The 19,071-nt window shown below is 67.3% G+C and carries 21 protein-coding genes and 1 tRNA gene; 7 read left to right on the top strand and 15 right to left on the bottom strand.

Translation table 11 applies throughout. From position 1 onward, the window contains the following. Nucleotides 1-3: 3 nt before the first annotated feature. Nucleotides 4-774, bottom strand: a complete 771-nt coding sequence (locus ACGFIB_RS10525; protein ID WP_393370425.1) for a HEAT repeat domain-containing protein — start codon at nt 772-774, stop codon at nt 4-6. Between the two features lie 200 nt (nt 775-974). Beyond that, a complete protein-coding gene (locus ACGFIB_RS10520) occupies nt 975-2,663 on the bottom strand; it encodes a tetratricopeptide repeat protein (protein ID WP_393370422.1) in 1,689 nt (562 codons plus the stop codon). A 562-nt stretch (nt 2,664-3,225) separates the two neighbouring features. Between ACGFIB_RS10520 and ACGFIB_RS10515 the strand changes: the two genes are divergently transcribed. Then, nucleotides 3,226-4,128 (top strand): VOC family protein, encoded by a 903-nt coding sequence (locus ACGFIB_RS10515; protein WP_393370419.1) that lies wholly within the window; start codon nt 3,226-3,228, stop codon nt 4,126-4,128. A gap of 285 nt (nt 4,129-4,413) precedes the next feature. Here the strand turns inward: ACGFIB_RS10515 and ACGFIB_RS10510 are convergent, their stop codons facing one another. Beyond that, nucleotides 4,414-5,058, bottom strand: a complete 645-nt coding sequence (locus ACGFIB_RS10510; RefSeq protein WP_393370416.1) for a DUF4265 domain-containing protein — start codon at nt 5,056-5,058, stop codon at nt 4,414-4,416. A 632-nt stretch (nt 5,059-5,690) separates the two neighbouring features. On the opposite strand from ACGFIB_RS10510, the gene ACGFIB_RS10505 reads away from it, so the two are divergent. Continuing rightward, entirely contained in the window at nt 5,691-6,221 is a 531-nt protein-coding gene (locus ACGFIB_RS10505) for a DUF6036 family nucleotidyltransferase (RefSeq protein ID WP_393370413.1), read from the top strand. Between the two features lie 481 nt (nt 6,222-6,702). Here ACGFIB_RS10505 and ACGFIB_RS10500 read toward each other — a convergent pair whose 3' ends face one another. Both ACGFIB_RS10500 and ACGFIB_RS10495 read right to left on the bottom strand, forming a co-directional pair. Continuing rightward, the gene (locus ACGFIB_RS10500) at nt 6,703-6,891 is read right to left on the bottom strand and encodes a hypothetical protein (RefSeq protein ID WP_393370410.1); all 189 of its coding nucleotides are present in this window, start codon (nt 6,889-6,891) and stop codon (nt 6,703-6,705) included. Then, the gene (locus tag ACGFIB_RS10495; RefSeq protein ID WP_393370405.1) at nt 6,892-7,155 is read right to left on the bottom strand and encodes a DUF6247 family protein; all 264 of its coding nucleotides are present in this window, start codon (nt 7,153-7,155) and stop codon (nt 6,892-6,894) included. A gap of 358 nt (nt 7,156-7,513) precedes the next feature. Here ACGFIB_RS10495 and ACGFIB_RS10490 point away from each other — a divergent pair, with 358 nt between their 5' ends. Continuing rightward, on the top strand, nt 7,514-10,789 hold the full coding sequence (locus tag ACGFIB_RS10490; RefSeq protein WP_393370402.1) for a S8 family peptidase: 3,276 nt from the start codon (nt 7,514-7,516) through the stop codon (nt 10,787-10,789). Between the two features lie 142 nt (nt 10,790-10,931). Here the strand turns inward: ACGFIB_RS10490 and ACGFIB_RS10485 are convergent, their stop codons facing one another. Next, complete coding sequence (locus tag ACGFIB_RS10485) at nt 10,932-11,462, bottom strand: DUF4232 domain-containing protein (protein WP_393370399.1); 531 nt, start codon at nt 11,460-11,462, stop codon at nt 10,932-10,934. Here ACGFIB_RS10485 and ACGFIB_RS10480 point away from each other — a divergent pair. Next, the gene (locus ACGFIB_RS10480; RefSeq protein WP_393371484.1) at nt 11,353-11,679 is read left to right on the top strand and encodes a hypothetical protein; all 327 of its coding nucleotides are present in this window, start codon (nt 11,353-11,355) and stop codon (nt 11,677-11,679) included. The two genes, ACGFIB_RS10485 and ACGFIB_RS10480, sit on opposite strands and share 110 nt — an antisense overlap. A gap of 381 nt (nt 11,680-12,060) precedes the next feature. Here ACGFIB_RS10480 and ACGFIB_RS10475 read toward each other — a convergent pair whose 3' ends face one another. Further along, nucleotides 12,061-12,474, bottom strand: coding sequence for a type II toxin-antitoxin system VapC family toxin (locus ACGFIB_RS10475; protein WP_357246009.1), 414 nt, complete (start codon nt 12,472-12,474; stop codon nt 12,061-12,063). Nucleotide 12,475: 1 nt separating this feature from the next. Further along, the gene (locus ACGFIB_RS10470; RefSeq protein WP_169979876.1) at nt 12,476-12,679 is read right to left on the bottom strand and encodes a hypothetical protein; all 204 of its coding nucleotides are present in this window, start codon (nt 12,677-12,679) and stop codon (nt 12,476-12,478) included. Nucleotides 12,680-12,842: 163 nt separating this feature from the next. Here ACGFIB_RS10470 and ACGFIB_RS10465 point away from each other — a divergent pair, with 163 nt between their 5' ends. From ACGFIB_RS10465 to ACGFIB_RS10455, 3 genes are all read left to right on the top strand, one after another. Further along, the gene (locus ACGFIB_RS10465) at nt 12,843-13,442 is read left to right on the top strand and encodes a hypothetical protein (RefSeq protein WP_357246007.1); all 600 of its coding nucleotides are present in this window, start codon (nt 12,843-12,845) and stop codon (nt 13,440-13,442) included. Between the two features lie 212 nt (nt 13,443-13,654). After that, on the top strand, nt 13,655-14,047 hold the full coding sequence (locus ACGFIB_RS10460) for a DUF6193 family natural product biosynthesis protein (protein ID WP_393370394.1): 393 nt from the start codon (nt 13,655-13,657) through the stop codon (nt 14,045-14,047). Nucleotides 14,048-14,270: 223 nt separating this feature from the next. Then, nucleotides 14,271-15,401, top strand: coding sequence for a hypothetical protein (locus tag ACGFIB_RS10455; RefSeq protein WP_357257193.1), 1,131 nt, complete (start codon nt 14,271-14,273; stop codon nt 15,399-15,401). A 259-nt stretch (nt 15,402-15,660) separates the two neighbouring features. Here ACGFIB_RS10455 and ACGFIB_RS10450 read toward each other — a convergent pair. From ACGFIB_RS10450 to ACGFIB_RS10420, 7 genes are all read right to left on the bottom strand, one after another. After that, nucleotides 15,661-15,735 (bottom strand) — tRNA-Val (locus tag ACGFIB_RS10450). A 15-nt stretch (nt 15,736-15,750) separates the two neighbouring features. After that, nucleotides 15,751-16,707: an ROK family protein gene (locus tag ACGFIB_RS10445; RefSeq protein WP_393370390.1), complete on the bottom strand. Its 957-nt coding sequence runs from the start codon at nt 16,705-16,707 to the stop codon at nt 15,751-15,753. Next, nucleotides 16,704-17,030, bottom strand: a complete 327-nt coding sequence (locus tag ACGFIB_RS10440; protein ID WP_142572957.1) for a hypothetical protein — start codon at nt 17,028-17,030, stop codon at nt 16,704-16,706. The genes ACGFIB_RS10445 and ACGFIB_RS10440 overlap by 4 nt, the downstream gene beginning before the upstream one ends. A gap of 71 nt (nt 17,031-17,101) precedes the next feature. After that, entirely contained in the window at nt 17,102-17,557 is a 456-nt protein-coding gene (locus ACGFIB_RS10435) for a peroxiredoxin (protein ID WP_393370387.1), read from the bottom strand. A 73-nt stretch (nt 17,558-17,630) separates the two neighbouring features. Continuing rightward, nucleotides 17,631-18,059 carry a DUF3052 domain-containing protein gene (locus ACGFIB_RS10430; RefSeq protein ID WP_084370137.1) on the bottom strand — a complete coding sequence of 143 codons (429 nt, stop codon included), beginning with the start codon at nt 18,057-18,059 and terminating at the stop codon, nt 17,631-17,633. Between the two features lie 141 nt (nt 18,060-18,200). Next, nucleotides 18,201-18,554: a YjbQ family protein gene (locus tag ACGFIB_RS10425; RefSeq protein ID WP_393371455.1), complete on the bottom strand. Its 354-nt coding sequence runs from the start codon at nt 18,552-18,554 to the stop codon at nt 18,201-18,203. Nucleotides 18,555-18,618: 64 nt separating this feature from the next. Then, entirely contained in the window at nt 18,619-18,813 is a 195-nt protein-coding gene (locus ACGFIB_RS10420; RefSeq protein WP_142572963.1) for a DUF1918 domain-containing protein, read from the bottom strand. Nucleotides 18,814-19,071 lie beyond the last annotated feature (258 nt).

Here is a 19,071-nt window from a genome sequence, read left to right as displayed (position 1 = left end):
CTGTCACCCCTCCTGGCCGTCCGTGCCGAGGACCGCGACGCGCTTCGCCTCCTCGATCGCGAACTCGAACCCGGCGTCCGGGTCGCGCAGCAGCCGTTCCGTGGCGGTCGCGTGCTGACGCACGCGAGGGTCGCGATCCGTCATCGCGGCGCCCAAGGGCCCCATGATCACCTTACCGAGCGCGATCAGCGCCCGGCTGAGGCTCAGCTGCGTCTCACGCTCACCGCGTCCGAGCTGCGTCGCCAACACCCCGGCCAGCTCCGATTCTTCACCTTCCGGCGCGAGTACGACCGCCGCTCGCCAGGCGCTACGCGCCACCTCGTCGTCGGCGTCGGTCAGCAGCTCCCGGGTGATCGCCGGCCACGCCTGCCTGTCTCCGATCTTGGACAGCGTGTGCAACGCCTGGCTCCGCGCCTGTGCGCGCTCCGAGCCAAGTTCGCCGATCAGCTTCGGAACCGTCGCCGATGGCGAGTGGCGGGTGAGCGCCCACGTGAGCATGTCGCGCACGTAGAAATCGGGCTCGACCGCGCATCGTTCGATGAGCGTGTCGACGAACCGCGGGTCCGGGGTCGTGCCGGCCGCCAGCACCGCCTGCAGTCGCACCGACGAGCTGCTGCTCTCCAGCGCCTGAAGAGCGCGCAACGTGTTCGTGTCGTCCCCCGGCATCGTCACTTCCCGCATCATTTCCGGCGTGGCCACCGTCGGCGTAGTCACTTCCGGCATGGACACTTCCGGCATGGACACTTCCGGCGTGGTCACTTCGGGCGTGGTCATCGGAACCATCACCTCCTCGGCCCACAGTCAAGCCCTTGTCACTGTGTCAAGGTCAAGCGGAGCCGCGGCCCCCTTAGCTTGAGACAGCGGTGTGAGACAGCGGCTTCGTACAGTGGCTTCAGACGGGCGGGAGGGGCTCATCCCCGGCTCGGCATGCCGGTCCGGCCGACGTCCCGAGGAGTCGCGTCGAGGTCATCCGGTCAACCGGCGCAGTGGTTGTCGGCGAGGGATCGGTTCGCGTCGGGGTTGCCGAGGGACACCGCCGCCTTCCAGTCGGCGCAGGCGGCGCCGGTGTCGCCCAGGCGGGATTCGGCCACTCCACGTTGGTAATAGGCGTCGGCGTACTGCGGGATCAGTCCGATCGCCGCGTTCAGATCGGATATCGCCCCGCGCGGGTTGCCCAGCCCGATTCCAGCCGCTCCCCGGGAGTAGTAGGCCTCCGCCAGCTGCGGGTCATAGGAGATGGCCGTGGAAAGGTCCGAGTACGCACCGGAGTAATCGCGCAGGGCGACTTTGACCTTGCCCCGCTCGCTGTAGGCGGCCGCGAAGGTGGGAAGCCGCGACACCTCGTAGTCGAGCTCGCTGAGTGCGCCGGTGTAGTCGCGGTCGTGATATTTGATCAGGCCGAGATAGTGGTGCGCCAGGACGAAGTCCGGGTCGAGTGCGGCGGTGCGCTCGAAATCCGCCGTGGCGTCCGAGTAGTTTCCGTCGCGGAATCTGGCGATGCCCCGGCTGTTGTACGTGAACGCGACGCCGGGTTCTTTGGCGATGGCGTCGCTCATGATGGTTTCCGTGTTTTGCCAGGCCGTGTTCCGGATGACGGTCAGCGTGGCGAAGACGATCGCGAACACCGCCGTCACCCCGATCGCGCCGACACGCAGCCGGCGACCACGGTGCCGGAGCGCGGTGTCCGTGAAATATCCGGCGATGAGGAACAGGCCGAGATACGGCAGGTACGCATATCTGTTCGCGTGGTAGCCGTCGATGAGAAGCACGGCCTGGGTCGGCGCGATGGTGACCGCGAAGAACCCGAGCCCGAAGACGATGATTCTGCGCGCCGGCCGCACCAGCCACAAAGCGGCGGTTCCGGCCGCGAGCACGAACGGGAAAAGGTAGAGGTACCAGGGGAACGGCGTGTGGGGGTACTCGTAGGCGAGGGACAGGTGAAACGGATAGACCGACTGCACCAGATGGTTCACCAACGCCGAGCAGGCCAGAAGAATCCGGTCGACAACGGAGTACCCGTGCTGCGGGACCACATCCTGCCGCACGTTCAGCGCGACGAGAATGGTGATCGCCGCGATGACGAGAAACGGGATCTTCTCCAGGAAGAGGCGCCGGCTCGGCCTGCGGCCCTGCATGTGGTCCACGAGGAACAACACCAGAGGAAGCGCGACGGCGGTCGACTTGGACAGCGCCGCCAGCCCGAACAGGACCACGGACCAGGCCAACGACCGCCGGCGCTGTGACGTGATGTACCGCAGGTAGACCAGGAGCGCGGCCAGTGAGAAGAGCGTGGCCAGCAGGTTGCTGCGGGCGGAGATCCAGGCGACCGTGTCGACGTTCACGGGATGGATCGCGAACGCCACCGCGACGAAGCAGGCCAGGAACCCGCGCTCGGTGAGCCGGCGGACCAGCAGGAACACCAGCGCCACATTGGCCAGGTGCAGGATCAGGTTCGTGAAGTGATACATGCCGATCGCGCCGTGGCCGAACAGATAATCGATCGCGTACGACACGTACACCAGCGGCGTATACATGAACTGCAGCGGCGTGGTGAACCAGTGGGCGATGTTGGTCCCGCTGAACTCCCGGATGGAGACGTTGTCGACCACGCCCTCGGGGTCGTCGAAATAGATGAAGCCGTTGCCGAGGCCGTTGGCATGCACGGCGAATGCTCCCGCGACGATCAGGAACAGAATCTGCCATCGCAGGGAAGAGTCCTGCGTGCTGGTCGTAGGTCTGTGCGCGGCGGCATAGCGAGCACCGCGGCGAACGGCCGGGCGAGCGGGCGTCATCACACGCCTCCAGTGAGCGTCGTCGCTGTCGGGCGTCCCAGTCCGCCGGCATTCTTTCGCCGGCTTTCCGGTTGTCCGCGCCAAGGCCGAGGGGCGGGCCTTCCCGGAAACCGTGGACCGCCTCGGACTGTACGCCGCACTGATCCAACCCGGTATCTGCTGCGGCCCGTTTCGTCCGGCAGAGCGGCCTGATCAGGCGAGCTCGTCCACGGCGGCGATGCGGTCTCTGAAAGGATCAGATCGGCGGCCGCACATTCAGCGATGTCCTGCAAACGGCCGGACGGCGGCCTGGTCACCTCGGCGGGATTCGCGAGCCCAATCCTCAGGCCCAGCGGACACCCGGACGTACCGATGCCACAGCAGGTGTCCGGGACCTTCCGCATCACTGCCCCTGTCCGCACCGGTCTTAATCGCCGGTGTATACAAGGCGAACATGACAGCGGACACCTTCACGGATTCGACAGCATTCCTCGCCTCCAAGGGCGCCGCCGAGATCCCTCACCCCGGCGGCACGCTTTTGGAGCACCTGCACCGCGTCGCCGCCCAGCTCAAGGACTGGGGCGCGTCCGAAGAAGTGCGGCTCGCCGGTCTGTGTCACGCGGCCTACGGCACGGACGGCTTCGACCACCGACTCCTCGACCTCGCCGATCGCGCCGCGCTGGTCAAGGTGATCGGGGCTCCGGCCGAGGCGCTGGTGTATCTCTACGCCTCCTGCGACCGCACCGCCACCTATCCCGCCCTGCGCTTCGCGGACCGCTTCACGAGCCGACCGGTCAACCCCTCCGACGCCGAACTCCGGGCGTTCATCCTGATCACGGCCGCGAACGAGATCGACGTGGCCAGGCACAACGCGGACATCCGCGCCGAACACGGGGCCGCGCTCCACGCGTTCTTCGCCCGGAACCGGGACCTGCTGCCACCGGTCGTCTGGGAGGCCGTCAAGGAGACCTTCGCCGTCCGCATCGCGGGCCTCGATCACCTGGTCCTGACCGTGGCCGACATCCCTCGGACGATCGCCTTCTATCGGGACGCCCTCGGAATGGAGCCGGTGACCTTCGGCGGTGGCCGCCACGCGCTCGTCTTCGGTACCAGCAAGATCAACCTGCACCAGGCCGGGCACGAGATCCGGCCACACGCCCTCCGCCCCGTGCCGGGCAGCGCCGACCTCTGCCTGATCACCCACTCGCCGCTGGATCAGGTGGCCGCTCATCTGAGCGCCGCGGGCGTACCCATCGAAGAGGGTCCGGTGCCCAGGACCGGCGCGCTCGGCCCGATCACCAGCCTGTACATCCGCGACCCGGACCACAACCTCATCGAGATCTCCACGTACGGCTGAGGAAGCATCCCGAGTTCAAGCCCGGACAGCCGTACGCGAAGCGCCGGCTCAGCCAGGGCGACGTCAGGGCCAGCGTCGAACCCATCTCGGTCCTGACGGCACGACCAACGCGCTACAGATTCCACACGAACGGTGCTCACGCTCCCCTTCTGCCCCTGCCAAAGAACGCCGGCCGTGGTCACGACGTCGACGATGAAACCGATGGTCGGCGGGAGTGAACGAGTGGCGCGATCGACCCAGATACTCACTCAGTAAGCGTCGTGGGACGAAGGGGCCTGCCCGGCTCTATGCCGTCCGCCACGCATCCCCGACGCATGCCTCCTGATAATCCCACCATCCCGCCTCCACGCCTCGGTTCAACAGTGCTTTAGCAGCGCGGACGTCGGCATCAGGAGGCACGCTGAGAGCAACGAGTGGGAAGTCCACGCTGTGCGCCTCCGCTCCGATACCCAACGGGGCGAATACCTCGTGCACCGCCTTGGCGGTCGCCTTCGGCCCTCCGCGGAGCGGCAAGACAAGGATGGTGCACCTACCGGACCATTCGACGCGCTCCTCAACCCATCGGACGCCCTCGGCGTCCATGGTGAACCGCACGATGTCGCCCTCGGCAGCGCCATCGACGAAGAACGGAACGTTGTCCACCCGCGCGAGATCCCCGCCGAGCGGGGTCGCCCACACACCTTCCTTGTCGAACTGCAGCCATCCCTCACGCGGTACGAAGCGGTACCAAATCTTCACTCTGCTATCAGCAACCATCGCCGTGCTCTCGACAAGGAGGAGACCATGCTGACGATCCTGTCGGAGACGCTCCTGCCGGTACAGATCCAGCCTGAGGCAGCCTGGAGCCTGTAGCCCTAAGCTCGGCGTCCGCAGGCTCCACTTCCACGATCTCCGCCACACCGGGAACACGATCGCGGCCAGTCCCGGCACTTCCCTCCGCTCCCCGTGGCATGCATGAGCGGCGCTGGGTTCGAACCAGCGACCCCGGTCGCTTGTACAGATCACGCAGGCATCAGCGGACGAACCGCCCTCAGCGCCATTGGCCGGATCGACGTGCCCGCGCTGCCCTTGCGCTGGATGGCCGGTCTGGGACCGGAGCGGCGAAGCCGGCTGTAGACCCTGATCGGACGACGATCCACCAGAACCCAGAGAGAGTGGACTAACCTCGTGTCCATGAGGCCCGTGCAGCAGTACCAAGCCGCCTCCATCGCCGTACTCGCAGGTTGGCTGGGCCGCCATCCCGACGAGGAGACGCGTTGGCGCTTGATTGCGGAGTTTCTAGAGGAATACCGACATGAGCCGCGAGAGACTCGGCTCCGCCTCCTGTCCCCCGAGCCTCCCAACGTGGGGGATTCTCGCTGGGACGTCTTCCTGGCGGCCCTCGCCGAGCACCTTGCCGCCAAGGACGGACATGCCGGCCCATCCTGGACCGATAGACGACGACTCCGGCAGTTCTGGTTCCCGTTCAACACCCCCGCAGCTCGCGTGGACGCCTTCGTCCACTCCCCCGCCTCCTTTCGTCGCCGTGGAGTCTTCATCCACCCGCAGGAACTAGAAGTCGCGTGAACGACGACACACCTCTTCTTGACAGAGCAGCCATCGAGGGCGCATTTCAGCGCCTCGGTGATCGTCTTGTTCGCCGTGGAGTCATCGCCGACTTGTATGTTTTCGGGGGCGCCGCCATGGCATTGGCCTACGACGCTCGCCGCTCCACTCGCGATATCGATGCCGTCTTCGAACCGCATGGGATCGTCCTTGATGAGGCACACGCGGTCGCCTCCGAACTGGGCCTGCCATCGTGGTGGCTCAACGAGCAGGCCAGTGCCTACGTCGCTCCCGGTCAGGACAGTTCTGCTCGACGGGTCTTCGATCATCCGGGGCTGCGCGTGTCCGCTGCGTCCCCCGATCATCTCCTCGCGATGAAAGTTCTCGCCTCCCGCCGACGGGACACCGGCGACATTAGTGCCCTCGTCAAGCGCTTGGGGCTCAGCTCACCCGATGAAGTCCTCCGCGTATGTACGGAAATCTTTCCCGACGAACCGGTTCCCGATCGAGCTCGCCTGATACTGGAAGACATATTCAACGAGGGTTGATGGCTTCCGAACGGCTCTTCGTGCACGCCGCGGACAGAGCCAGCGTTCAAAGCCACACGTTCACAGCGTTCTCGCTGGGCAACAGTAAGGTTATTGCGTTCCTGCGGCACGAGCGCCCCACCGCCTGGCGAAGGAAGCCGTGGCGGCGAGATCAGCCGGGTCAGAACCCAAAGCTGATGGCACGTCGATGGCACGAAGCCCCGTGGCGTGATCGCTACGGGGCTTGTTTTGGCTGGTGGGCGGTACTGGGTTCGAACCAGTGACCCCTCGCTTGTAAGTCACCCAGGAAGGGGCGGGACCAGCACCGGCGCCCGCCCTGACCTGGGCGTACGGTCCACCGTTGTCCACCGCCGTCCGGGCACGTCCATCGCGATGGTCACCCAAGTCGCCCAGTGCTGCCATGCCTGAAAGCAGCCGGACGATCAGATCCACTGCACGCGAACGATGTACACCTCGCGCTGGGGCTCCAATACGAGATAGGTCACCAGCTCGCGCTCCCAAACGGCATGACCCTCATATTGCCGTCGGGCTTGCTTGGCGACTGCGGTCCACCGGCCCAGGGCTCAAGCTCGATCAGGTCCAGTACCCCGGCCAGATACCGCAAGGCATCGTCCGGCAGGGCCGCGATCTGTTCTTGAGCGACAGGATCGGGTTCGAAAATCGAGTACACCTACCGCTCGACCCCGCGCTCCGCCAGCAGCTGGCGCCACGTCTTGTCGCCCCGGGGAATCGGTTGGCCGGCGTCGGCCAGTTCCTGGACATGGGCAGCTCGCTCGTAGAGGTCTCTGCGGCCCTGCGGATCTTTGACGGAGTCGCACGCGATCAGCCACCAGGTGTGGATGAACTCGCTCAACCGAGCGAGGTCCAAACTGGCGCGGACCTCAGCCAGGACGACATCTAGACCTGCGTCGAACCCCTCTCGGTCCTGGGGCACGCCAACGCTCTACGGATGGCACGCAGATTCTTCTTCGGAAGAGGACCCGTCCCCGGCACCCGCCCCCCACGGCCGTTCAGCCGCCTGGGACCTCCCAGCCGTGCGTGCCCGCCACCTCGTCGTCGCAGCGGTCGGCGCCGTACGCCTTTCCGTTATCCGATTTTGGTCGGGCCGAAACATCATTTGTCTCATACGACAGTAAGGTCCACATACTTCACCTCATAACACGACAGATGGCCTCTTCATAGCGAAAAGCCCAGAAGTGCTCCTCTGTGTGCAGACCCCCCAGACGGGCGGAGCTGTCGCCCGGGCATCCGGGGCGGCGTGCCGCCCGTCCCGTTCCCTCCACGGAGTTTCCATGCGACAACGCCGTACTGTTCACGGCGCGCTCGTCCTCATGTTCATGGCCGCGCTCGTCGGCGTGAGCCCGGGTATCGCCGCCGCCGACCCCGCACCGCCTTCAGCATCCGACCCGGCCCTGAGCCCGGCGGACCCGGCGGCACCCGACACGGGCGACGCGCAGGCCAGGACGCTGACCCTCATCACCGGAGACAGGGTCACCTCGTTCAACGGCCGGATCACGGTCCAGCCCCGCGAAGGCGTGCAGTTCGTCCGCTACGGCGACGGCAAGCATCAGTACGTCATCCCGACCGACGCGGTCCCGCTGCTGAGCGCCGACCGGCTCGACCGCCGGCTGTTCGACGTGGCGGAGCTCTTCGCCGACGACTTCGACCGGATGCCCGAACTGCCGCTGATCGTGTCGGACTCTTCCAGCACGCGCGGCCTGACGGCCACCAGCAAGCTCCCCGCCATCGACGGCTTCTCCGCCAAGGTGAAGACCGGTGACCTCGCCGAGCGCTGGGCGACCCTGAAGAAGTCCCTCACCAGCGGAAAGATCTGGCTGGACGGGCAGCGCGACCTGTCACTCGACGTCAGCGTGCCCCGCACTGGCGCTCCCGTCGCCTGGGCCCAGGGCCTCGACGGCAAGGGCGTGAAGGTCGCGGTGCTGGACAGCGGCATCGACGACACCCACCCCGACCTCGCCGGCAAGGTCGTCGCCCGCAAGAACTTCGTCCAGGCCGAAGAGACGCCCGAAGAAGGCGACCACGACGTCATCGGCCACGGCACCCACGTCGCCTCGACGGTCGCCGGCACGGGCGCGGCCTCCGGCGGCAAGTACAAGGGCGTCGCGCCGGGTGCGACGCTGCTCGACGGCAAGGTCTGCTACAGCTACTTCGGGAACGGCGTCTGCTCCGACTCGGCGATCCTCGCCGGCATGCAGTGGGCGGTCCAGTCCGGCGCGCAGGTGGTCAACATGAGCCTCGGCGCGAAGGACACCCCCGGCATGGACCCGCTGGAGCAGGCGGTCAACGACCTCAGCGCCCAGTACGGCACGCTGTTCGTGGTCGCCGCCGGCAACGTGGGCGCCGAGCAGTCGGTCGACTCCCCGGCCTCCGCCGACGAAGCCCTCGCGGTCGGCGCCGTCACCAAGACCGGCGTGGTGGACAGCTACTCCAGCCGCGGCCCGCGCCTTGACGACTACGGCGTCAAGCCGGAGATCACCGCTCCGGGCACCGCCATCACCGCCGCCCGCAGCTCCTTCGCCGACGTCGGCAACCCCGGCGACCTGTACGTCACCTTCGACGGCACGTCGATGGCCACACCGCACGTCTCTGGCGCCGCGGCCATCCTCACCCAGGCGCACCCCGACTGGGCGGCCCAGCAGCGCAAGTCGGCGCTCATGGGCGGCGCCCGGCCGAACCCCGACTTCGGCGTGTTCGACCAGGGCGCCGGTGAGCTCGACATCGCCCAGGCGCTGAAGCAGCCCATCAGCGCCACGCCGTCCGCGGTCAACGTCGGCTTCCAGAAGTACCCGCAGAGCGACGACGTCCTCGTCCGCACGGTGACGTACCGCAACGCCTCCGACGCCCCGGTCACCCTGAAGCTGGCCATGGACGGCAGCGCGCCGGCCGGGCTGTTCGCGATCAGTGCCGACTCCGTGACCGTGCCGGCGGGCGGCAGCGCCTCCGTCGACCTGCGCACCACGCTCGGCGCCGCCGGCAGCACGTACGGCGTCTTCTCCGGCCGGATCGTGGCCACCGCCGACGGGATCAAGGTGCAGACGCCGTACAGCGTCTTCCGTGAGCAGCCGAGCGCGGACCTCACCGTGACCACGCTCGACCGCAGCGGCGCCAAGGCCGCACAGTCGATCACCATGGTCGCCGACTACGCCAGCTACCAGGCGTTCTACATGACCGAGCCGGAGTCGACCTTCCGCCTGCCGATGGGCAAGTACTTCGTCACCACATTGATCATTGGCGACGACGGCACGTCAACGGCGGTCACCGACGCCGCTCTGACCGTCGACAAGGACGAGAACGTCGTCCTGGACGGCCGCAAGGCGCGCCCACTCGACATCACCGTGCCGGATGAGAGCGCGGCCCCCGTATCGGTCTCGGTGGAGGCCGAGCAGCCCGGGACCTTCCGCAGCATGCTGGCCAGCATCTCGGGCGCGCCCGAGTCGATATACACCTCCGACCAGGCGTCGGGTCCGGCACCCGAGCTGTCCACCGTGGTGAGCGCCCTGTTCGCCAAGCCGGACGGCAAGGGCGGCTTCACCGACAGCCCGTACATCTACCAGGCCGGCTGGCACCTCACCGGGACGGCCACCACCGGCTTCACCCGCCACATCACCAAGACGGACCTCGCGAAGGTGACGACGGAGTACGCGGCCAACGCGCCCGGCGCCAAGGGATGGCGGAACAACACCCCGGTCGTCCCTGGTGTGTCGTACCCGACCGGGTACGACCTGCCGCCGGTCTCCCCGCCCACAACGCGGACGGAGTATTTCGCGGGTGACGTCTCCTGGCAGTCGACCTTCACCGAGGGCTTCGAAACGGGTAACCCCTGGCCCCAGACGCTGACCCAGGTCACCAAGCAGGCGACCGCCTACAAGCCCGGCTCGTCCACCGAGCGCTGGAACGGCGCCGTGCTCAGCCAGCCGATGACGCCGGCGCTCGCCCCGTACCCGACCGTGGAACGGCGAAGCGACGAGCTGGTGCTCCGGCTCGGCGGCTACGCGGACGCCGCGGGTCACGTCGGCTCCGCGGAGGCGGACTACGGCGGCCAGCACCTGACCGTCCACCGGGACGGCAAGCTGGTCGACGAGCGTGACGACGCGCTGGTCGGCATCGACGTCGACCCCTCGCCCGGCCGGTACCGTGTCGACTACACCGTGTCGGCCCCGTCGCTGCGGCTGTCCACGCGGCGCGAGACCGTGCTGGAGTTCACCTCCGAGCACAACGACTCGAGCGTGACCCCGCCGCTCACCGCGATCGGCTTCGCCCCGAGCCTGGACCTCGGCAACACCGCCAAGGCCCATAGGGCCATGCAGATCCCGATCACGTTCACCCAGCAGGGCGACGCCGGCCCGGTGCGCACCGTCGCGGTCGAGGTGTCGTACGACGACGGAGCCACCTGGCGTGAGGCTTCTGTTTCCCAACACCACGGCGCGTGGCGCACCAAGGTGAAGAACCCGCCCGGGCCCGGTTACGTGTCCCTGCGCGGGCACGCGGTCGACTCGTCCGGCAACACGGTCAGCATGACCGTGATCAGGGCGTACGAGGTCAAGTAGTCAGACGGAAGGCCGTGTCCGACACCCCGGACACGGCCTTTCCGTGTCTCCATCTCCTTCCGCCCGGGCACGGGGGAGCTAAGGCTCATCTGAAGCAAACCGTGGCGCGCATCAGCAGGGTTCAGCGGACCCGAGCGGCCGGTCACCAGGCGACGACGCCCTGATTGCTCGGCTGGATTGTGCCAACCTGGAGCGACTTGAGGGTGATGGCGGACTGCTCCGGGTTCGGGAAGCCCTCCAGGGTCGCCACCACGAGCGGACCGCCCTTCCCGAGTCCGACCTTGATGGTGTTGCCGGTCGGGCAGTCAGCATCCGCCTTGTCGCAGATCGTCCACTTGATACCGGCGAACGCGCCCGTCCCCGGGGCCAGGTCGGCCGGCACCGACTCGCCCGGCTCGGCGACGTCCTTCGTCGGCACGGTCACCGCCTCGTCGGCCGCGTTCACCAGCGTGATCACCGGCCAGCCGCCCACATTGCAGGTACGGCTGGACGCGTTCGTCAGTTGGACGAGCGCCATCCGGCTGTCGCCCTCGCGTCGTTGCGGCTGTTCGGTGAGAGTCGCCTTGACGTCGGCGGCCGTACAGGCCGGTACGGCCGCCGATGCGCCGCCGCCAGCCGGGGCCGGCGAAGCGGCAGCCGGGGCGGATGATGCGGCAGCCGGGGCGTCGCTCACGCTCGGCGCGACGTCGGTCGGGGCCGACGTGACCGGCGGCGTGTCCGATGTGGAGCTTGCCGTCGTGGGGGTAGCCGGTGATGAGGGCCCGCAGGCCGAGACACCGGCCAGGGTCATCACCCCCGGTACGGCGAGCAGCAGAACCGCCCTGGCAGGGTTGACGGTCCAGCGGTTCGTACGACGTCGCGACACGATTTTCTTCCCCGACTCTGATTGATGACAACGGATGCCGCGCGCCCGGTCTCCATCGGACACGCTTCGGCGAACATTCCGGACAAAGCATGACTCTGGCACCGAAATGGTGCACTACGATCAGGGCGAGAATTTAGCGCACCAGTTCGGCGAGGGCCGCACCGGAGCCGCCGATACCGACAGCAGGCTGGACCTGGCGCTAGGCACAGCTTCGTCTCGCTGCTGTCGGACTCCGGCGTTCCGATCGAAGACATTTTTCGCCTTGTCGGCCACCGAAACACCGTGGTCACCGAGACCGTCTACCGCAAGCAGATCCGCCCGGTGCTCATGCAGGGCGCGGAGAAGATGGACAGCCTCTTCGAGGCTTAGTCACTCAGATAGTCACTCAGAACGGTAGCGTCCGTGATCAGTCGGGCAGCAGCGTGAAGGCCTCGACGTGGCGTGGGCGCACGATTCGGAAGTGCCGCTGGTCGACTGTTGCGACCTCCCTCAGCCTCAGGCGCTCGGCAATCGCGATGACGGCGGCGTCCACCAGCCCCAGAGGAAGATCGACGTACCTCTCGACGAGTTCCGCCATGCGAGGAAGGTCCTCGTCCTCCAACTCGGCCACGTGGAACCCGTTGCCGCCGAAAGACTTCAGGAACGTGACCTCAGCCTGCGGGCCGACACGCGATTCCAGGAGATAGCCGACCTCTCCCATCACCGGCGACGGCACGAGCAACGGCCCCTCCGCCTGGCGCAGCAGCTTGAGACATGCCTGGTGGTGCTCATCCTTGGCGTTGCCGACAGCGAGAAGAACGCCGGTGTCACAGAGGAGCACGTCAGCGGCCCATCTCGGAGCGCAGGATCTCCTCATGCCGTTCCGCGAGATCCGGTTCAGCCTCGAACGACGCGAAGAACGGAAGGTCACGCTCCGCCGGGGCAGGCTCGTCCAGACGGCCACGGATCAACTCCAGAGCCGGGCGTAGCTCCGACTCCGGCAACTGGTCCACGAGATAGTGCAGTTCCTCGCGCATGGCGCTCATGGCCCCAGTCTAGGTTGGGGGGCTGACGAGGACACGAGCATCGGCGATAACCGGCCTCGCTCCTCAGAGATCGGCGATGGCACCGCGGCGGAGGCCAACACGAGGGGGAGGAGAGCGGCGTATCGTCAGGTCCCGCTGGATGATGGGCCGCCAGGGAAATCAGATGGCTCAATTGCCGGTGTCGAGAGATGCTGTGCCGGTGTCGTCGTTGCTGACTGCGGTGGGATATGAGCGGACGACTGCCCTGTTGCGAGGCAGACGCATCCGGAGAGTCGTCTATTACCCACTGTCAGGCGGGGAGGACCGCCGCGATGTCGAGGACTGGGACTTCGGGCCCTGGCACCAGCCGACGATGGGTGTGGAGCTGTTCGCCGACGATGGCGCTTGCTTCTCGGCTGTATGGGGAAGCAGCTTCGACCACTATGGGCTTGAGCTCTTCCCTGGGCCGATGGCCGATCACCTGCGGCGAGTCGGAGAGCCATGCGGGCCGGTCCCCGTGGAAGTGACTGGCCATCCGCGCTGGTCGAGCCTGGTCGGCAGGGAACTGACTTGCGTTGACATTATCTGGTCCGAAGATCGTGAGCGCGGCATCCGGGTGCCGGACGCGATCCGGTTGTGCTCACGAGAGAGGGCAGTGTGGATCGCCGCGGGCCGACCGGCGGAATGGCCGCCAGAAGAGGCCTACTACCTCGGTACCGACGACGTAATGGTCATCTTCACCGCCCAGTTCGCGGCCAAGGTGGGCATTCCTCCCATCCGCTAACCCCTTCGGCCCAGCGCAACCACACCGCGATCAAGCGACCCCGCTTCAGCGTAAACGCGGCCACGACAAGCGAACGCATCCGCAGTGTCCAGAAGCGCCGAGGCCGACCCACCTTCTTGCTTATAAGGAGCCGAGATCGCTCCCGGCGGTATGTCGACCTGGACACTGCTCCCCGCTGACCGTCTCCGAGCTACGCATGATGGCACGGCATCATGCATGATCTCATAGTGAACACCAGCCGATCGAGCACGGACATTGTGGAAGCCGCTTGGCAGAAAGTTCGGGCTGACGGACGTGTACGCCCCGAGCTGTTGAACGCAGCATACGCCGAGCCGCGTCTACGGCAGTTGTTCCCCTGGACGGGCATGGGAGAACTCCACTTCAGCCGCTGCACAAGTCCTCGATGGACATGGGATATCCCCTATATCGCCTCGATTGCGAACGGCGGCTACATGGTGGAAGGCCTAGCCGTGACGAGAAGGTGCGGCCTGCCACAACGCCACCCCAGGCCATTGCGATGGTGGTGGAACGTCTTCCGTACGGTTGTGGCCCTGCTTTCGTCGGCACTCCCGAAGAGCTTGCTACTCAAGAGCGAGTCGCCGTGAACGGTCTTTCTGCCGAAGAAGCCCCGGTTGACAGGCCGCATCAGCAATCGAAATATCCCTAGACAGAAACGTCAGGCAACTCATTTGACTATACAAAGCCGGACGCTCAGATCGCAATACATACCGCTCTGCATGCGATTCCTGGACCCTGACAACGTATCCGACACCACAAGATGATCTACATATGTTGTCGCGCGCAGGCGTCACCACGGCAGGTTTACTCGTGCTGGCGCTGGTGGGCGCCTGCGGCGACGACGGCGGGGATCACGCCTACAAGCGGGTCTCGCTCAAGGACTGGGCGTCCTCTACGGCTGCCGCGACGTCCCCACCGTCAGCGTTGCCCTCTCTGCCCGCCACAGTCGCGCGATCGTCAGACCTCGCAGCCGTCCCCACGCCGCCGCCCATGGCGACCTCCTTGGTATCGCCGATGGCGACCTCTTCTCCCCTGCCGATCGCCGGCCCACCGCGATTCTTTGTCACCGCGAGGGCTCCACTTGCACGCTTTCCGAATAAGTCCAAGACGGCAATCTTTACTCCGGTACGGCCCGCCGTGCACGACGCCATAAACGGAGAATTCCTGGCCGCAATCCCGCTGCCGCCAGGAGTGCGCTCCTCCTGGCAAGTGCTAGCCGCAGCACCCGACAATCGCACCTTTGTACTGTCCGGATGGACCGGGCCGGACTCTCCCCTCCGGTTCTTCCGCGTCCACCTCGCCGAGGACGGGTCGCCGAGCGATCCGATACCCGTTCCCGGACTCGAGAGCGACGCACTGGGCGCCGGACACATCATCGCCCTGAGCCCGGACGCCACCAGGCTGGCCTACGCCGCCTCCATCCCGGGTGGAGTGAAGATCTCTGTTGTCGATCTCTCCACCGGGCAGCGCCGCGACTGGAGCACGCGAGCGTCCGTGGTGACCGGCCTGGCCTGGGCCCCGGATGGTCAGCGGATCGCACTGGTAGTCGGTGGTTGGGGCATCGGCGTCCTCGACCTCGGCTTACAGGGATCCGACCTGCTGGCCGCCACCCGCCTCGTCAAACCGAGCAGCGACCTGCCATTCCTGGAATCTGTGGCCTACGCCCCCGACGGCAGTGCCCTGATCTACTCGGCCGGTCATGCCGTAATGCGCATCCCGGTCGACGGTAGAGAGGAACCGCGGGTTCTCACACGGGTGTCGTTGCCGGCCGACGCGTCACTGACCCTCCGTTTCAGCCTTGATGGAACGGGCCGATACCTGCTCTACGTGCACCGATGGCGGGGCTTTCGAGTCGATCTCGCCGATGGTTCGACCACGTCGATGCCGCTCAAGACCGATGAGCACTCCGGCGAGGGCGACTCCCCGAACGCGGCCTGGTGATGACCCCTTCGAGAGTTATCGAGCGGGCGGTCGACTCGGTCGCCAAGGGGCCCTTCGCGACCTGGGCCATTACAGCGTGCGCGCCGCGATGATCTACCAGCACCGCACGGCGGAAGCAGACCACAAGATCGCCGACGTCATGAACGGCAAGATCACACAGGTCCTACCGACCGAGGCGAGTGGTCGCTGAACAAGATCGATTACGTTCGCTAATGGCACGAGCCCCGTTTTCCCTGATGGGAGACGGGGCTCTTTTCGCTGGTGGGCGGTACTGGGTTCGAACCAGTGACCCCTCGCTTGTAAGGCGAGTGCTCTACCGCTGAGCTAACCGCCCGGACCGGACTACACCTTACGACACCGACCCGCCTCTCAGCACATCGAGTGACCAGTCGGCGCCCGCGTCGTCGTCTCCCGCCGCCTGCCAGCCGAGGAGGGCCGCACCCAGCATGCCCGCCCGGGGGCCCAGGGCGGCCGGGCGTACCGGCGGGGGCTCCCGGAAGGCCAACCGGCCGGCCAGCCGTTCCCGCAGCGGCTCGAACAGGGCCGCGCCGGCCTCCGCCAGGCCGCCGCCGATGACGATCAGGGCCGGGTCGAGCACGAGCACGTACGACGCGAGGGCGATGGCCAGGGCCTCGATCGCCTCGCCGAACACCTCGGCGGCCACCGGGTCTCCCGCGACCGCGCGCTCGACGACCTCTTTCGCGGTCACCGTAGCGCCGGAGCGCTCCGTGAAGCGGCGGGCCACGGCCGAGGCGGAGGCGTAGGTCTCCAGGCAGCCGATCTGCCCGCAGGCGCACTTCTCTCCGGCCGGCCAGACGGACGCGTGCCCGATCTCGCCGCCCCAGCCGCGCGCGCCGCCGTACGGCTCGCCGCGGAGCACCACCGCTCCCGCGATGCCGGTGCCGATGGGCAGGAAGAGGAAGTCGGCGACGTCGCGGCCCGCGCCGAAGACACTCTCGGCGAGGCCGCCCGTGCGGACGTCGTGGCCGAGCCGCGCAGGGACGCCCGGAGGCGTGAACGCCTCGGCGGGCACGTCACGCCAGCCGATGTTGGCCGAGTAGACGGCGGTGGACGCGGTGACGATGCCCGGGACGGCCAGGCCCACCCCGGCGGGCTCGACGCCATACCGGCAGCGACCGAGGTCGGCGATCTCGCCGACGTAGGCGCGCACGGCCTGCACCACCACGTCCGGACCGTGTTCGCGGCCCGTGGGGCGCCCGGCGAGGACGGTGACTTCGCCGCCGCGGGTGACGAGGCCGCCCTTCATGGATGTGCCCCCCACATCGAGCGCGACGACGTATGTCACGAGCGGCCGAGGACGCGGTCGAGGGCCGCCTCCACCTCCGCGGCGAGGCCGGGCATGCGGGCGGGACCCGGCGAGCAGGCCGTGACGAGCGGCTCGTCGGCGCGGGCGAGCCGCACCTCACCGCAGGAGCGGCACTCGATCTCGCCCAGGCGGCAGATCAGCGCGATCGAGCCGCACGAGGCGCACGTGTCGAGATCGAGGTCGTGCACACGCTGGCAGTCCGGGCAGACGAGGACCTGAGCCTCCCGGCGCACCGCGCGCTTCCATGGACTGGCGCCGCGGACGGGGTCGGTCTGCCGGGCCCCGCACCTGTAGCAGGGCATGGTGGCCTCCAATGGGGCGAGTCGGAGTCGGAGTCGAATATGTCAGTGCCCGCGGGCGGGCAGTGAAACGATCAGATGTCCGCGAGCGCCTTCCGGTACTCGTCGAGATCGCGTGCGGAACCGATCGGGTTGACGACCTTCCAGCGCACGACGCCTTCGCCGTCGATGATGAACGTGCCCCGGAGCGCGAGTCCCCTGTCCTCGTCGAGGACACCGTACGCCCGAGCGACCTCACCGTGGGGCCAGAAATCCGACAACAGGGGAAAAGAGAAGCCCTCTTGGTCGGCCCAGGCGCGCTGGCTGAACATCGAGTCGACCGACACCGCCAGCACCTGGACATGCGGAGGCAGGGAGCCGGCGAGCTCGTCGCGGATGGCCGTGAGCTCGCCGTGACAGACGGGGCTGAAGGACAGGGGATAGAAGACGAGCATGACCGTTTTGCCACGCAGGTCGGAGAGGCGCACGGGAACGCCGTGCTGGTCCTTGAGTGCGAAATCCGGAGCCTGCTGCCCGACCTCTATCGCCATGAGCAGTCCCTCCACAGGTGTCCGCCCATCATCCTGCCGTACGGCATCCCCGGGCCGTACGGCAGGGCAATACTCAGCGGCGGGCCTTCGGGGCGACGAGCCTCGTGCCCGACCAGTCCCTGGCGGCGCTCACGCTGCTTGTCTGCGACAGCCCGGCGGTCGCCGCGTCCTCACCGATGTCGCTGGGCTCCACGTGGCCGTCGCGCCCCGCCTTGGGGGTCAGCAGCCAGATCTGGCCTCCGTCGGCGAGCGCCGTCATCGCGTCGCTCAGCGCGTCGAAGAGGTCGCCGTCGCCGTCACGCCACCAGAGCAGCACCACGTCGACGACGTCGTCGTAGTCCTCGTCCACCAGCTCGTTGCCGGTCAGCTCCTCGATGGACTGGCGCAGCGCCTCGTCGCAGTCCTCGTCCCAGCCGACCTCCTGCACCACCTGACCGGCTTTGAGGCCGAGTCGTTCAGCCAGGCCGCGCTCGTCCTGCGCCTGACCCGCGGTCGCGCTCACGTTTATCCCTCCTGCTTGGGTGACCCCGCCCCATGTCTGCGGTTGTCCCGGCTCGTTGAGAGCCATGCTTCGGCACAGTCCACACGCTGTGACCCGTCGTCGTCAACGGTCGCCACGGGGGGTGACCCGCACCGTTATCTCTTAATCGGTCAAAAACGACAAACGAACACGCCTGTCGGGGTTGTCGACGTTGAGGTCGATCAGGGCGACCGACTGCCAGGTCCCCAGCGCCAGCCTGCCCCCGAGAACGGGAACGGTCGCGTACGGCGGGATGAAGGCGGGCATGACATGCGACCTTCCATGCCCCCGGGATCCATGCGCATGCCGCCACCGGTCGTCCGCCGGCAGCAGGTCCCCCAGGGCGGCCAGCAGGTCCTCGTCGCTGCCGGAGCCGAGCTCCAGCAGCGCCACTCCCGCCGTCGCGTGCGGGATGAAGACGTGCAGCAGCCCGTCTCCCCCACACTCACGCACGAAATCGGCGCACTCCTTCGTCATGTCGTGCACGCGCTCGCGCGCGCCGGTCCGCACCTCGATCACCGTCGATTTCACATCCGCGATATTACGATCCGCGTTGAGCTGGAACGACGACAGCGTCCGGACCGGGGAAGACGAGCGCTTCGTGCCCGTCCTCGTACCTCACCAGGAACGGCGGGCCTCCCTCTGGACCGCGGACCTCGACGATCACCCCGTGCTTTTCGTGGTCGCCCACGACGGCACCGTGCACCACCAGCCGGTCCCCTACCGTTGCGTGCATCTCGATCCCCCTCTCTCCAGAGCCTGGTACGGCTATCGCCACCTGGAAAGAGGAGAAACCCTCCTCTGCTCAGAGGAAGGGACAACTCATACCAAAACGTTACACGGCTGGCACGCCGCCCCGGCCCGCCCGCGCGGCGCCGTGAACGGCGCCGAAGACGTGAAGACGCGCGCGGCTGCGGGTTTCTCCGAAATGGCGGGACGGTTACGACCGCGACTTCCCGGCGATTCGCCGGGCGTTCCGGGTAGGGCGAGGTCA

Origin of the sequence: Microbispora bryophytorum, from assembly GCF_043197435.1 — a bacterium.
Classification (GTDB): Bacteria; Actinomycetota; Actinomycetes; order Streptosporangiales; family Streptosporangiaceae; genus Microbispora; species Microbispora bryophytorum.
This window is presented reverse-complemented; position numbering and strand designations above follow the sequence as displayed.